Source organism: Ruegeria sp. Alg231-54 (assembly GCF_900143525.1).
Taxonomy (GTDB): Bacteria; Pseudomonadota; Alphaproteobacteria; order Rhodobacterales; family Rhodobacteraceae; genus Ruegeria.
Window position 1 is genome coordinate 39,901 of record NZ_FREZ01000019.1, and the last position, 13,487, is coordinate 53,387.

13 protein-coding genes, 1 tRNA gene and 1 pseudogene are annotated in these 13,487 nt (G+C 56.3%); 10 read left to right on the top strand and 5 right to left on the bottom strand.

Translation table 11 applies throughout. The features are described from left to right. The 3 genes from DHN12_RS22115 to DHN12_RS22125 all read right to left on the bottom strand — a co-directional run bounded on the left by DHN12_RS22115 (window position 1) and on the right by DHN12_RS22125 (window position 3,992). Entirely contained in the window at window positions 1–1,548 is a 1,548-nt protein-coding gene (locus tag DHN12_RS22115) for a trimethylamine methyltransferase family protein (protein WP_108862121.1), read from the bottom strand. A 156-nt stretch (window positions 1,549–1,704) separates the two neighbouring features. Further along, on the bottom strand, window positions 1,705–3,531 hold the full coding sequence (locus DHN12_RS22120) for a BCCT family transporter (protein WP_108862122.1): 1,827 nt from the start codon (window positions 3,529–3,531) through the stop codon (window positions 1,705–1,707). A gap of 275 nt (window positions 3,532–3,806) precedes the next feature. Further along, window positions 3,807–3,992 (bottom strand): hypothetical protein, encoded by a 186-nt coding sequence (locus DHN12_RS22125; RefSeq protein WP_108862123.1) that lies wholly within the window; start codon window positions 3,990–3,992, stop codon window positions 3,807–3,809. A 95-nt stretch (window positions 3,993–4,087) separates the two neighbouring features. Here DHN12_RS22125 and DHN12_RS22130 point away from each other — a divergent pair, with 95 nt between their 5' ends. The 9 genes from DHN12_RS22130 to DHN12_RS22160 all read left to right on the top strand — a co-directional run bounded on the left by DHN12_RS22130 (window position 4,088) and on the right by DHN12_RS22160 (window position 11,559). Beyond that, window positions 4,088–4,993 (top strand): LysR substrate-binding domain-containing protein, encoded by a 906-nt coding sequence (locus DHN12_RS22130; RefSeq protein WP_108862124.1) that lies wholly within the window; start codon window positions 4,088–4,090, stop codon window positions 4,991–4,993. A gap of 99 nt (window positions 4,994–5,092) precedes the next feature. Continuing rightward, the gene (locus DHN12_RS22135; protein ID WP_108862125.1) at window positions 5,093–6,247 is read left to right on the top strand and encodes an aromatic ring-hydroxylating dioxygenase subunit alpha; all 1,155 of its coding nucleotides are present in this window, start codon (window positions 5,093–5,095) and stop codon (window positions 6,245–6,247) included. A gap of 59 nt (window positions 6,248–6,306) precedes the next feature. Further along, window positions 6,307–6,546, top strand: coding sequence for a hypothetical protein (locus DHN12_RS22140; protein ID WP_108862126.1), 240 nt, complete (start codon window positions 6,307–6,309; stop codon window positions 6,544–6,546). A gap of 110 nt (window positions 6,547–6,656) precedes the next feature. Then, complete coding sequence (locus DHN12_RS22145; RefSeq protein WP_108862127.1) at window positions 6,657–9,077, top strand: FAD-dependent oxidoreductase; 2,421 nt, start codon at window positions 6,657–6,659, stop codon at window positions 9,075–9,077. A gap of 121 nt (window positions 9,078–9,198) precedes the next feature. Then, window positions 9,199–9,660, top strand: coding sequence for an FAD-dependent oxidoreductase (locus DHN12_RS24945; RefSeq protein WP_234416747.1), 462 nt, complete (start codon window positions 9,199–9,201; stop codon window positions 9,658–9,660). Between the two features lie 278 nt (window positions 9,661–9,938). After that, window positions 9,939–10,085 carry a hypothetical protein gene (locus DHN12_RS24950; RefSeq protein WP_234416748.1) on the top strand — a complete coding sequence of 49 codons (147 nt, stop codon included), beginning with the start codon at window positions 9,939–9,941 and terminating at the stop codon, window positions 10,083–10,085. A 15-nt stretch (window positions 10,086–10,100) separates the two neighbouring features. After that, the gene (locus DHN12_RS24955; RefSeq protein ID WP_234416749.1) at window positions 10,101–10,358 is read left to right on the top strand and encodes a hypothetical protein; all 258 of its coding nucleotides are present in this window, start codon (window positions 10,101–10,103) and stop codon (window positions 10,356–10,358) included. A 68-nt stretch (window positions 10,359–10,426) separates the two neighbouring features. Continuing rightward, entirely contained in the window at window positions 10,427–11,401 is a 975-nt protein-coding gene (locus tag DHN12_RS22155; protein WP_108862128.1) for an alpha/beta fold hydrolase, read from the top strand. Between the two features lie 81 nt (window positions 11,402–11,482). After that, a tRNA-Met gene (locus tag DHN12_RS22160) sits at window positions 11,483–11,559 on the top strand. Window positions 11,560–11,941: 382 nt separating this feature from the next. Here the strand turns inward: DHN12_RS22160 and DHN12_RS22165 are convergent. After that, window positions 11,942–12,400 (bottom strand): cytochrome c family protein, encoded by a 459-nt coding sequence (locus tag DHN12_RS22165; protein ID WP_159090163.1) that lies wholly within the window; start codon window positions 12,398–12,400, stop codon window positions 11,942–11,944. Beyond that, window positions 12,351–12,797 (bottom strand): ankyrin repeat domain-containing protein, encoded by a 447-nt coding sequence (locus tag DHN12_RS22170; RefSeq protein ID WP_108862130.1) that lies wholly within the window; start codon window positions 12,795–12,797, stop codon window positions 12,351–12,353. The genes DHN12_RS22165 and DHN12_RS22170 overlap by 50 nt, the downstream gene beginning before the upstream one ends. A 264-nt stretch (window positions 12,798–13,061) precedes the next feature. Here DHN12_RS22170 and DHN12_RS24960 point away from each other — a divergent pair. Then, window positions 13,062–13,487, top strand: a pseudogene (locus tag DHN12_RS24960) (IS481 family transposase); the annotation flags it as partial.

A 13,487-nucleotide genomic window follows, 5' to 3' on the forward strand; every position in this document is an offset into this window, starting at 1 on the left:
TCAGTAACTTTGGTTCAGCTCATCAGCGGCCGGGATTTCACGCTCACGTCGGGCGATGTAGTCCAGCAGGGCCTCGTTTTTCGCCTCATCCAGTTTGGGTTCTTCATACTCGGCCAGCAACGCGCGCGCGCGGTTCAGGGCGCGCGCGGTGATTTCAATGCTGCCTTCTGCCTGCCATTGTTCGATCGAGTTGTTGTCGAACAGCTCGGGCATGAAGAATGCACTCTGGAAATTGTCCTGTGTATGTGGGTGACCAAGATAGTGACCGCCGGGCCCAACTTCCGGAACCGCAGCGAGGGCTTGATCGAAATCGTGCCACTTTGGCCCCTCGGCCATGCGGTACGCCATCGCACATTGTTCGGCGTCGACGATAAACTTGGCCACGGAACAGTGCATCCCGGCCTCATTCCACCCGGCCGAGTGCCAGATGTAATTGGCTCCCGCATGCATGACTGCCTGCAAGGTGGTAGCAGATTCATATCCGGCCTGAGCATCAAAAGTCTTGGCCCCACCCAACGTGTTCGAAGTACGCCAAGGGACGTCATAATGCCGTGCCATCTGGCCAATCATGAAATTCATCAGGCTGATCTCGGGTGTACCCGCCATCGGCGCACCGGATTTCATCGACACGGTCGACAGGTAGTGGCCATAGATCGCCGGAGCCCCCTTGCGGATGACCTGCGTGTAGGCCAGCGCGCTCAGCGCCTCGGCATTCAACTGGGCTACCGTGGCCGGAACAGATGCGGGGGTATTGGCGCCCCCCAGAACGAAGGGTGAGCAGAGCACCGGCTGATTGCGACGGCAAAATGCCCGCAACGCACCCAGCATGGTTTCGTCCCACACCAGTGGTGAATTGCCGTTGCAGTTACCGGTGGTCACCGGGTGATCTTCAAGGAATTCCTCGCCAAACAGGATCGCGCACATATCCATCACATCTTCGGCGTTCTTGGGTGAGGTGGTCATGCCCATGAACGTTTTGTCCGAGTGTTTCATCGACGAATAGGTGATGCGCAGGTGGCGTTGACTGATCGGATGGTCATAAGGTTCCACGATGTGATGCGCCGAGGAATGCAGCGCGGGCATCATGTGGCTGAGTTTGTGGAACATCGCCAGATCTTCCAGCAACGGATTTCGGCGCACGTCGTCCAGATCGCGCAGGAATGGTGCGCCGGTCATCGGCACAAAGATCGAGTGCCTCCCTCCCAGCCGCACATTCTTTTTCGGGTCCCGCGCGTGATATGTGAAATCGCTGGGTATGGTGGCAATCAACTCGCGCACCAAACCACGGTCGAGGTAAACCAGCTCCCCTTCGACCTTGGCTCCGGCTTTTTTCCAGTCTTTCAGCGCAATCGGGTCGCGAAACTGAACGCCGACATTTTCCAGAATATCCATCGAAGCAGTGTCGATGCGTTCGACCTGAGCACCATCCATCACCTCACACAAGGGGATACCTCTGGTCAGGCCGGGCAGCATTTCAAAGTTCGGGGCAGTGCGCAGGGCGCGACGGGCAGAGCGTCCGCCCGAGCGTGTCGCGGTACGAATGTTCACGGGGCAATCCTCCAATCTTACTTTTCAGATTGACGGATTCGGCGGCGGCGCGCCTCACTGATTGCGATATCTGTTTGCAGGAAACGACACGGGAACCCGGAACGAAAAACGCCGCCCCAACTGGGGCGGCGTCTGTTTTGGCATTAAGACCTGCGCTTATTCAGCAGCCTGCGTGCTTGCATCAGCATGCTTGTCGCGCCGACCATCACGATAGAGCGCCTTGGTCAGCGAAACCATCATCAGCCCCATAACAACCGTAAAGGGCAGAGCACCGATGATCATCGCATTGCGCAACGCGTCCATCGGGTTGTTTTCTCCAGCGGCCAAGATCAGCGCACCGATCACGGCGGTCAGGATAACACCCCAGATGATACGGTGCTTGACGCCGGTTTCCTGGCTGCCACCGGACATGATGGTGTTCATAACCAGAATGCCTGAGTCCGCAGAAGTCACTAGGAAGGTCATGATCAGGATCACGCACATGACGTTCAGCATGGACAGAAGCCCACCGTCGATCATGTAAGACAGCGTCACGAACAGCTTGTTGGTGTTCGACGCACCGATGATCGCGCCTTCTGCTGCACCAGCCAATTCCAGATCAATCGCAGTGCCACCCAGAACAGTCATCCAGGCAAAGCAAACCAGCGCCGGCGCCAGTACGCAGCCAAGAATGAACTCACGAACAGACCGACCCTTGGAGATGCGCGCCAGGAACAGGCCCACAAACGGCGAGAACGCAATCCACCAAGCCCAGTAGAAGGTGGTCCAGCCCGACTGCCAGCCAAACTGACGGCCTTGCTCGCCTGCGGCGTAAACAGCCGCCAGCGTGTCATCACTCAACTCAGCCGCAGCACCTTCAAGACCGCTTTTAAAGCCGTCAAAGCTGCCCCATGCGTTGGTTGCGCCACCTACCAGATCAGCCGCATGCGCCTGCGCTTCTGCAGGCAGAGCCGCTGCAAACGCTTCGGTCGACAACGGACCGTATGCACCAAAGCTCAGCGAGAGGAAGTGCAGCAGGTAGTCAAACAGTGCTGTGCCATAGGTCGTCATAGCGAATACGAACGAGCCAAAGATCACAAAGGTGCCCAGCAGGATGATCGACAGAACAAGGTTCAGGTTCGACAGGTATTTAACACCGCGACCAACACCCGAGACCGCCGAAATTATCGACAGACCCATGATGACAACCAGACCTGCGATCAGACCAACTTTGCTTGGTGTGGGTACTTCACCGCCAAAATCCATGATCCATTCCATGCCGGTGATTGCATACAGACCGTCGATGAACTGGCTGACACCAAACCCGATCGTAACGGACACACCCAGGATCGTCGCAACAACGCCCAGAACGTCAACGACGTGGCCGAGAAAACCGTTCATCAGACGACCGAAAAGCGGGGTAAGAGCCGCGCGAATGGTCAGAGGCATGTCACGAGTATAGGCGTAGTAGGCCAGCGACAGGCCGGTCACCACGTAAATTGCCCAGGCATGAAAGCCATAGTGCAGGAAGGTATACCGATACGCGGATTGAACGGACTCTGGATCATTGCCCGCAACTGCACCCGCAACGACCTCGGGGTTCGATCCCCACAGACCCAACGGTTCAGCGGTGGCAAAAACCATCAGGCCGACACCCAGACCCGCTCCGAACATCATCGAGAACCAGGAGAAGTTCGAAAACTCGGGTTTTTCGCCCGCTGTTCCCATAACCCGCTTTCCGGTCGTTGGAAGGATGGCAACAATGACGAGGAAGATGACAAACAGGCCGACAATGACCACGTAGAAGCTGTTGAAGACTTCCAGCAACTTTCCGTTCCAGCTGCCAAGTGTGCTATTGGCATTGGCCGGAAAGACAAGTGCCCATAGCACAAGGGCAACCATGATGCCCTTACTGATTAGGGCGATTGGGACGCTGTAATTTTCATAGAATCCGGCATCGGCCGTTTCTATCTCCAGATCCGTAAAGGGTTCGGGTATCGACATGTTGCTCCTCCGTGGTGCTGTATCAATTGCGAAACTGCCTCTGCATTTCACGCAATTCGCCCAATCGCCTCGAACGATGGGGAAGGTGCTGCAGCAGACGTATCGGCTCTTTCTTGTTTCGTTTCTGTGTTTCAGAAATGCGGCACCGCCGCATGGTCTTACGCCTTCTGAGTTGCATTGAATTCAACACACCGTGCAATCAGGCGATACTCGGTCTTACCAACTGGGAATGGGTTCGCGCCTCCTTCACGTCCCCTTTCGACCTTTCCCGTTTGTCAGTTCGGGACATCATTGTGTCGCAGTACCGTCTTGCGACGCCCGGAAAATTCTCTCGAAAAGCCCGAAAAATACAACGTTTGTTGGTAGAACTGACTATAGTGGCGCTCCGTTCTAAATTCGGCCAGAACCGACGCATTGACGAAAAATGCGACATCCGCCTTTAACTTGAGCCAGAAAAACATCAAATCATCAAAAGCGCTATAGCTTTCACCTTCAAAAAAACTAAAACTGAGTTGATAAAAATTAAACTAACCCGAAAAACGATTCACCAGCTTCCATGTCCAGACGCCACTACAACCTGCCGCCGCTGACAACCTTGTCAGCTTTTGAGGCCGCCGCCCGCCACCTGAGCTTTAAGAACGCCGCCGTTGAACTGTCTGTCACACCCGGCGCGGTCAGCCACCAGATCAAGGCGCTTGAAGGCGATCTGGACACACCGTTGTTTCAACGCAAGCATCGCGGCGTTGACCTGACCGAGGATGGCAAGGCGCTTTATGACGCGCTGTCCACGTCCTTCGGGCGCATCTCGAAAACGCTGAGCATGATCCGCGACCGATCGACAGCCGGAAAGGTGACCGTAGGATCGACAACCGCGGTTGCCGCGATGTGGTTGTCTCCGGCTGTCATTCGGTTCTGGCGGGACATGCCCGAAGTCAATGTTGATCAACTGTCACAGGATCGCCCCTTTCGCGATCGGCCTGACGTCGACTTTTTCATTCGCTATGGGCGGGACAGCGATCCCAACCTGTCACACACTCCGCTGTTTCGCGACCAGCTAGTCCCGGTCGGAAGCCCAGAGATGGCAGAAAGGCTTGCGGATGCCGGTCTTGAGGATCTGACCTCTGAACGGCTGATCCATTTGGAGTCAGAAGACCGCACCTGGACCACCTGGCCCGAATGGTTCCAGCAGTTGGGATATAATGGCACAGTGCCCATTGAATCCCGCGTCAACAGCTATTCCGTCGCGCTGCAGCTTGCGCGCAAGGGTGCCGGGCTGGCGCTGGGTTGGCAGCGGCTGATCCAACCCATGCTGCAATCAGGCAAACTGGTTCCTATCGGCACACATCAAGTGCCCGCTCCGAACCAGTTTTACCTGGTCGGACGCCCGGACGATGAGCTCTCAGACAGTGCCCGCGCCCTGAAGAACTGGATCGTTCAAGAGGTTCAGGAAGGTTCGGTTTAGGTGAAATCACTCTCTGATGAGCTTTTCTGATATTGAGACCAACAGGTTCAATCCGCCAATAGGGATTAATAGCATCCAGCAAAACCTCAGGAGAGCCCGATGAACAAGCATAGCGCGCTGTCTTCCGTTCTGGCCGATGTAAACGTCGCAAATGGCCTGCCGAACGAACATTACATCGATCCGACCGTTTTCGACGAAGAAAAGCGTTCTGTGCTGTATACCAACTGGTCTGGGATCGGCTTCGGCAAGGATGTTCCGGAAGAAGGCGATGCAAAACCAGTCGACTTTCTGGGCATACCGCTGCTGATTGTCCGGGACAAAGACGGCGAGGTTGGCGTTTTCCAAAACACCTGCCGCCACCGCGGGATGATCCTGGTAGACACGCCGCGAAAAATCGGCGGCGCAATCCGCTGCCCCTACCACAGCTGGTGCTACAGCCTGAAAGGTGAGCTGCGCGCAACCCCGCATGTGGGTGGCCCCGGCCAGAACAAGCACGAAGACGTCAATCGCGAAGACCTGGGCCTGATCCGCGTGCGGTCTTACGTCTGGCGCGACGTGATCTTTGTGAATGTTGACGGCACAGCGCCGGAATTCGAAGAGGTTCACGGCGCCCTGCTGGAGCGATGGGAAGAGTTTGACAAACCCGTCTTTCACGGCGGTGAAAACTCGTCGTTCAAGCTTGAGGTCAAGACCAACTGGAAGCTGGCGGTCGAGAATTATTGCGAAAGCTATCACCTGCCGTGGGTGCATCCCGGTCTGAACAGCTATTCCAGGCTCGAGGATCACTATAACATCGAGGTACGCGGCCAGTATTCCGGACAAGGCACAATGGTCTATCGCCAGTTGACAGATCAGGACGGAGCAACGTTCCCGGACTTCGATGGGCTAAGCGACAAATGGGACGAAGGCGCAGAGTACATAGCGCTGTACCCGAATGTTCTGTTGGGCGTTCAGCGCGACCATGCTTTCGCCATCGTGTTGGAGCCGGTCGATCAGGAAAACACGGTAGAACACATCGAATTATACTACGCAAAAAGCCTCGAAGACACGCCGCAACATGACGGGCTGCGCGCCTCAAACGCGCAGCTGTGGAAAACCGTGTTCGAAGAGGATGTCTTTGTGGTCGAAGGCATGCAAAAGGGCCGGCATGGAATGCTATTCGATGGCGGTCGGTTCTCGCCCGCGATGGACGGCCCGACGCACAACTTCCACCATTGGGTCGCGACGCAAGTTGAAAACGGCCGCTCGGAGTAACCCTTTTGGATTGGTCAGCCGCCGGGTGGCTGACCGGTTGCCCGTGGAAGGAGACGCCCATGGACAAACAGGAGCTGGATCGCCTTTTACTGGACGCACATGATCGCAATGATCATGCCGATCTGATCCGCTTATACACCCTGGCTGCGGATGAGCGCGAAGCGGCACATGACGTTGACGCGGCCTGTTTCTACCTGACGCATGCTTTTGTTTTCGCGCTGGAATCCGGCGCGCCCGAGGCTAACGCGCTGAACCAGCGGCTAGTCGCATATGACCGCGCCCAAAAGCTGGAATTCTGAGTTTAGCCTCAGGTTAGACCCACTCAACCCAACATGAAATTTATGTCCGTTGCCGGGGCCATTGCGATGATGACACATGGCTGCGGAATCAACTTTGATACGGCAGGCTCATGAAAACGAATGCACAGGCGGTGGTGATTGGCGGCGGGGTGATCGGGTGCTCGATCCTCTATCATTTGACCAAACTGGGATGGTCGGATGTGGTGCTGCTGGAACGGGATGAGCTGACATCAGGCTCGACCTGGCATGCGGCGGCAAACATCCACGGCCTCCATGACAGCACCAATATCAGCCGCATTCAGCACTACACGATGAACCTGTACAAAGAGCTTGAAGCCGAAACCGGCCAGAGCTGCGGCGTGTTCCAGCCCGGCTCGCTTTACCTCGCCCAAACCGAAGAGCGTGAACATCAACTGAAGCTGCAGGCCGCCAAGGCCAAGCTATACGGCATGAACTTTTTTGAGATCAGCATAGATGAGGCCCAGCGCCTGAACCCGCTGGTCAACTATGCCGGCATTCGGTGTGTCATGTTCGAACCCGACGGCGGAAACGTGGACCCTTCAGGCGTAACAAACGCCTATGCGGTCGGCGCGCGCCAACGCGGAGCCGAGATCCATCGCTTTACCCCCGTCACTGCGACCGACCAACAGGACGACGGCACCTGGATCGTAAGGACACCCAAAGGTGACATCCGCACACCTTGGGTCGTAAACGCCGCCGGTTTGTGGGGCCGCGAAGTCGCCAAGCTGGCCGGGATCGAGCTGCCGTTGCAACCGACCGAGCACCAGTACTTCGTGACCGAGACAATGGCCGATGTCGAAGCGCATGGCACCCGCCTGCCCTCGGTCAGCGACCGAGATGGTGAGTATTACCTGAGACAGGAAGGCCAAGGCTTGCTAGTCGGGGCCTATGAGAAAGACATGAAGTTCTGGGCAGAGGATGGCACGCCCCTGGACTTCGCGCATGACCTTTTCCCCGACGATCTGGAACGGATCGAAGAGAATATGATGAACGCCATTGAACGCCTGCCCGCTGTTGGTGAAGCCGGGATCAAACGCGTCATCAACGGACCAATGATCTGGTCGCCCGACAGCAACGTGCTGATGGGCCCGGTACCCGAGGTTGACGGGTATTTCTGCTGCAACGGGATCATCCCAGGGTTCTCGCAGTCTGGCGGCATGGGACTGATGGCAGCGCAGTGGATCATCGAAGGGGAAACGCAGTACGACATGTTCGCGTGGGACATGGCGCGGTTCGACAGCTGGGCGACCAAAGACTTCACGATGGCCCGGGTACATGATCAGTATGCACACCGTTTCGCCATCCATTTCCCCAACGACGAACGCAGCGCAGGGCGCCCAGCGCGCACGCGCCCGATTTATCATGCACAGGCGGAAATGGGGGCCGTATTCGGCCTGAACGCCGGCTGGGAACACCCCTTGTGGTTCGCGGACACATCCGGAGCCACCGACACTAATGGTTTTACCCGTCAGAATTGGTGGGGACCTGTTGGTGAAGAGTGCCGGATGTTGCGTGAGCATGCGGGGATCATCGATATCTCGAACTTCGCCATATATGTATGCCAGGGCCCCGAGGCCGAAGATTGGCTCAACGCCGTTTTCGCCAACACTATGCCCAAGGCGGTTGGCCGGTCCTGCCTGACGCCTCTGATCTCGAAGCGCGGGGGCATCGCGGGGGATTTCACCGTAACCCGTGTGGCGGATGACGAATTCTGGATCATCGGATCCGGAATGGCCGAGCGGTATCACAAACGGTTCTTCAAACAAGTCCCCCTGCCCGATGGCACCACATTCGAAAGCCGGACCGAGGCCGTGTGCGGGTTCAACGTCGCTGGCCCAAAATCGCGCGAGTTATTGCAGCGCCTGACCAATACCTCGCTGGCCACCGAGGATTTCCCTTTCATGCGATCCGCCAAAATCGAACTGGCCGGAATCGAAGTACTGGCCCTACGGGTCTCGTTCACGGGTGATCTGGGGTGGGAGGTTCACTGTGCCACTGAAGATCAGGCCCGCCTGTATGACGCCCTGCTTCGGGTAGGTCAGGAGTTTGGCGCAGGCCCAATAGGCAGCCGAGCACTGATGTCGTTGCGCGTCGAAAAAGGGTATGGCTCGTGGAGCCGCGAATACAGCCCGGAATACTGGCCGCATGAGGTTGCGCTGAACCGTTTGTGCAAGTTCGGTAAGGACTTCCTGAACAAGAATGCCGCCGAAGCCATTTTGGCCAAGCCCGCCCGCGAACAGCTGGTCCTTCTGCATCTGGATGAGGCCGACACGGCCGCGTCGAACGCCGACGCGACCGGAGGCGAGCCGATCTTTAAAGACGGACGGGGCATCGGTCGCGTGACCTCTGGGGCCTATGGCTATTCGGTCGGCATGTCATTGGCGCTCGGTTTTGTGACTGGTGCCAAACCGGGGGAAGAGGTCGAGGTGATGGTGCTGGGACAACCGCACAAGGCGACCATTCTGTCTGAGCCACCTTTTGATCCAAAAGGCAAAATCCTGCGCGGCTAAAGGAACTGTGAACAGCCCCAGACTCGACGGGGAGCTGTTCACCCCCACCTCTGCGCCTATAGGCTGACCAAACCATAACGGTCGTTTTGCGAAGGGTGGGCGCACGGAAAATCGCACAGATATGCTGATCGTCGGCGCCGGGTTATCCGGCCTGATCATAGCGATTGAGGTCCGCAAACGCGGCATCAAGGACATTGCGGTCCTTGAAAAAGCGAATGAGATCGGCGGGACGTGGCGTGAAAACACGTATCTTGATGTTGCGTGCGATATCCCCTCGCATTTCTATTCCATGGCGACGCATCTGAACCCGGATTGGAGCCGGGCTGATGCAGGTGGTGCCGAGATTCAGGCCTATCTGAAACAAGTCTGTTTTGACGAAGGGAATTACGATCTGTGCCCTTTTGGCCAGCAACTGAAATCTGCCCGTTGGGACGGCTCCCGCTGGCAGGTGGAAACCGAAAGCGTGCAACGCTGGTCGGCGCGTTTTCTCTTTTCTGTAATAGGCGCGCTGCACACGCCCAGTATTTCCGACATTCCGGGGGCGGACAGCTTTCCGGGGCCTTGCTTTCACAGTGCCGAGTGAGATCACGACACGGTGCTTGAGGGAAAACGCGTAGCGGTCGTGGGAACAAGTAAACCCACCGTCCAGTTTGCACCAGAGATTGCCAAGACCGCCGCCCACATCACCGTCTTTCTACGCAGTGCACCCCATGTGCTGCCACGCCCGGAGGGCCCAATCGCGCCCTGAATCTGCGCAAACACCTGACGCTGCCCTACAGGATCGGCTGCAAACGCATCCTCAGCTCAAACGATTGGTACCCGGCACTGGCGCGCGAAAACGTGATGTTGATCCCGCACGGTGTGGCATCAATTGATGGCGATCAGATCATTTCAGCGGACGGAAGCCGAACACAGGCCGATATCCTAATCTGGGATACCGGGTTTCATATTACAGATGTCGTAGAGCGCTTGGATGTAACAGGGTCCGATGGCCTGGCTTTGCGCTAGGTCTGGGCGGACGGGATGAAAGCGCATCTGGGCACCGGCATCGCAGGCTTCCCGAATTTCATCATCCTTCTCGGTCCACATATTTGCATCGGCCGCAAATCGGTCGTTCTTATGATCGAGGCACAGGTTCGCCATATCGGCCGAGCGCTGGATCAAATGGGTCGCGACGGGCTGCAGGCCGTAACGCCCTGCCCAAAAAACAGGCTGCATTCGAACAGGAAATACAAAAGACCGGAACACGACGCTTTGGCCCAGGACCGTTTCCGAGTATGAAAAGCGTATGGCGCAATCCGGGCTGGAACAGTACCGCCCTACCCCTTCCTCAGGCGGAGTGAGATGAGATGACCACTATCCTAGTTATCGTCCTTCTGGTCGGCGGCTTCTTTGTCAGCATGAACCTGTGGACCCGGCGACTGACCCGGCAGGGGTTGCAGTGCGTCCCGCAACTTGGGCAGATTGTCCCGGTGCAGGGCGGCAGCATTCATTACGTGGAAAAGGGCGACCCCACCAAGCAGACAATCGTTATGATCCATGGGCTTGCGGGGCAGCTGCAGCATTTCACCTATTCCCTGATGGACCTGTTGGCGGGTGACTACCACGTCGTCGTTGTCGACCGCCCGGGCTGTGGCTATTCTACCCGCGATAACGCAGATCTTGGACGCCTGCCCGAACAGGCCAGCATGATACAAGAATTTCTGGACACCAAGGGCATTTCAAATGCCGTTTTGGTCGGGCACTCATTAGGCGGGGCCGTATCGCTGGCCATGGCGTTGGAACACCCAGAGAAAACCAAAGCGCTCGCTTTGCTCGCCCCGTTGACGCAAAAGCTGTCGAATACGCCGCAAGTTTTCAAACCGCTGGAAATACGTACCGAGTGGTTGCGCAACTTTATCGGCAACACGATCGCTGTACCCATATCGGCTAAGACCGCCCCGCATACATTGGGAGCCGTTTTCTATCCGGAACCCGCGCCAGATGACTTTCTGGACCGCGCCGGCGGTGCGCTGGGGTTGCGCCCTACGGCCTTCATTACCGCGTCGCAGGATGTTGTAGGGGTGGATGAAAGTATCGGAGCCCAGGTAGACCGCTATACCGGCTTGTCCGTACCCGGCGGCATTCTGTACGGGGCACAAGACACCATACTTTCACCCACCGCCAACGGTGCCCCCATGACCCGGTTCGGACTGAGCGACGAACAGATCGAAGGGTTGGGCCATATGATTCCGATCACTGCACCCGACGCCTGCGCGGCCTTCATTCGTAGAATTGCTGATACTGCAGGGGTCGCCCCACCACAGGCAACCAAAGCAGATTGATCGGGGCAAAATAATCCCTATCCGGCGGCGTTTTCCCCCTTGACCCGCCTCGGCCCGTCGCTTAAATCGCCTCTCACTCATGGCGGAGTAGCTCAGTTGGTTAGAGCAGCGGAATCATAATCCGCGTGTCGGGGGTTCAAGTCCCTCCTCCGCTACCAAAATCACAACACAAATTATTGAAATCATTCAACTTTCCGTTAAGCTAAACGCATCGCACCATCATTTTCACTATTCTTCGGTCAATAGTCTTTAGTTTATCAACGACTATGAACCGGTATGAATAAGCAAGAGACAGAAATATTATAGCCGGACGCAGCTTTCGGACAATTTGGCGGGGTTTTCCGGACACTTTAGTGTAATGCGGCGCGGTTATTGGCAGACAGGCACGCGGTTATTGGCAGCAAACTGAGCCGATATCCGGACACAACAGCCACCAAACAGACCTTCGCTACCTTTGCAGCGAATGGAACTAGCAACGGCAGCTCCGCGGGACAAAAGCGGACCTTAGCCCGATTACCTGTACTGGCGTGTGATATTGGCTCATTGCACTCGAAGCGTGCTAAGGAACACAATCAAAACGACCCTTTCGGCGTCCGAAAGATCCGGCATCAATGCCATCTGTGTCCCGGGAACAAGCCCTGCGGGGTCGGCGGTGAATTGATTGAGTTCTGAGATGTTCCAATCACCGGATAGGGATGCCATTGCGTTTGAGTATTTGTAACCTTCAACACCGGCTTTAGTGCGTCCGACCACACCTATGAGCGACGGACCGTGATTGTGTGCGCCGGATGGAGCGGTTCCTTCTTCGATAATATGGCATTGCGTGCAACCAATCGCTGAAATCAGCCCGAGCTCTAGGTTGGCAGTCGCCAATTTAGTTTCGGAAACGGGCGGCGGTTCGATTGGTTGTGCACCACTTTCCGAGAGAAACGAATTCATATCTGCCTTATCATTTTGTGGCCAGATTGATTGGTGGCACACCCCAAAACTCTCGTGCATTAACGTTTGCACCATAAGCGACAAGAACTTTGGCGGCGTCCAGTGCGCCTCTCTCGGCGGCATCATGAAGCGGCGTATAGTCTTTATCACCGGCCTGAGCGCTTGGGTCTGCGTCCGCCTTCAGTAAAAGTTCAACCATCTTTTCATGGTTGCCACGGGCTGCCTTTTGCAAAGGACTACCAAAGTCGAGCGTTGAGTTGGCATGTGCGCCATGTTCGAGAAGGATTGCAACAATGTCAGTATGGCCGGATTGAGCGGCAAAGAACAAAGGGCGCTCCAAACTGGTTGGATCAACGCTTGCTTCGGCGGCGAGCGACGCCTCAAGCGCCTCGGCATCACCATTACTGGCCGCCCGCAAAATATCGTCTGCCAGAGCAATTTGCGAATACAGAGCCACCGTTGGAACCGGGAAAAGGAACTAATTGGCGATACTGAAACGTCGCATCAAGAAATCCTCCGTAAGTCGTAGCTGCGCCAATTATATCATAAATCGCTGCAGTTCGCCGCCATGCCAATACTTTACTGTTTCTGCAAAACCAGTTGACTTAGACTGCCCAATGGTCAGGTCCGCTCTGGGCTCACACCGGTCATACGACGATTTAGGTAGGACCCAGGTGTTTGATCCGAAGGTTTGATGGTGCGATCCATTCGATGGAATCTTATGGGACAGATACGTCACGGCTGCGCCACGACAACGCATGTCATCCGCGCAACAATACAGCGATCGCAAGCTTTGAACGCGGAGCTGAGCCGCGAACCTGGAATCAACGTGAAAACCGTTTCCAGACGGCGAAAGCGCCAAACGGTTGAGGACAGGACCAAAGGAGCCGAGATCGACTGTTCCAAGCAAAGATGAAGAGGCGGTGATCGTTGCCTTTTGGCGTCATACTTTGCTACCGCTTGATGACTGTTTATATGCTCTACAGCCCTCCATTCCTCATCTTACACGATCTTCATTGCATCGTTGTTTGCAGCGACACGGCATCTCACGACTGCCTGATATGGATGGGGACAAGCCGAAGCGGCAGAAGTTCAAGCGGTATCCAATCGGCTATTTTCATATCGACATCGCCGAACTCCGGACCGC

Bases quoted from the DNA above. Each gene is read 5' to 3' on its own strand.
- DHN12_RS22125 (WP_108862123.1), bottom strand. From the start codon at position 3,992: ATGTTTTTCTGGCTCAAGTTAAAGGCGGATGTCGCATTTTTCGTCAAT.
- DHN12_RS22120 (WP_108862122.1), bottom strand. From the start codon at position 3,531: ATGTCGATACCCGAACCCTTTACGGATCTGGAGATAGAAACGGCCGAT.
- DHN12_RS24945 (WP_234416747.1), top strand. From the start codon at position 9,199: ATGCTGATCGTCGGCGCCGGGTTATCCGGCCTGATCATAGCGATTGAG.
- DHN12_RS22145 (WP_108862127.1), top strand. From the start codon at position 6,657: ATGAAAACGAATGCACAGGCGGTGGTGATTGGCGGCGGGGTGATCGGG.
- DHN12_RS24955 (WP_234416749.1), top strand. From the start codon at position 10,101: ATGAAAGCGCATCTGGGCACCGGCATCGCAGGCTTCCCGAATTTCATC.
- DHN12_RS22140 (WP_108862126.1), top strand. From the start codon at position 6,307: ATGGACAAACAGGAGCTGGATCGCCTTTTACTGGACGCACATGATCGC.
- DHN12_RS22165 (WP_159090163.1), bottom strand. From the start codon at position 12,400: ATGCACGAGAGTTTTGGGGTGTGCCACCAATCAATCTGGCCACAAAAT.
- DHN12_RS22135 (WP_108862125.1), top strand. From the start codon at position 5,093: ATGAACAAGCATAGCGCGCTGTCTTCCGTTCTGGCCGATGTAAACGTC.
- DHN12_RS22130 (WP_108862124.1), top strand. From the start codon at position 4,088: ATGTCCAGACGCCACTACAACCTGCCGCCGCTGACAACCTTGTCAGCT.
- DHN12_RS22155 (WP_108862128.1), top strand. From the start codon at position 10,427: ATGACCACTATCCTAGTTATCGTCCTTCTGGTCGGCGGCTTCTTTGTC.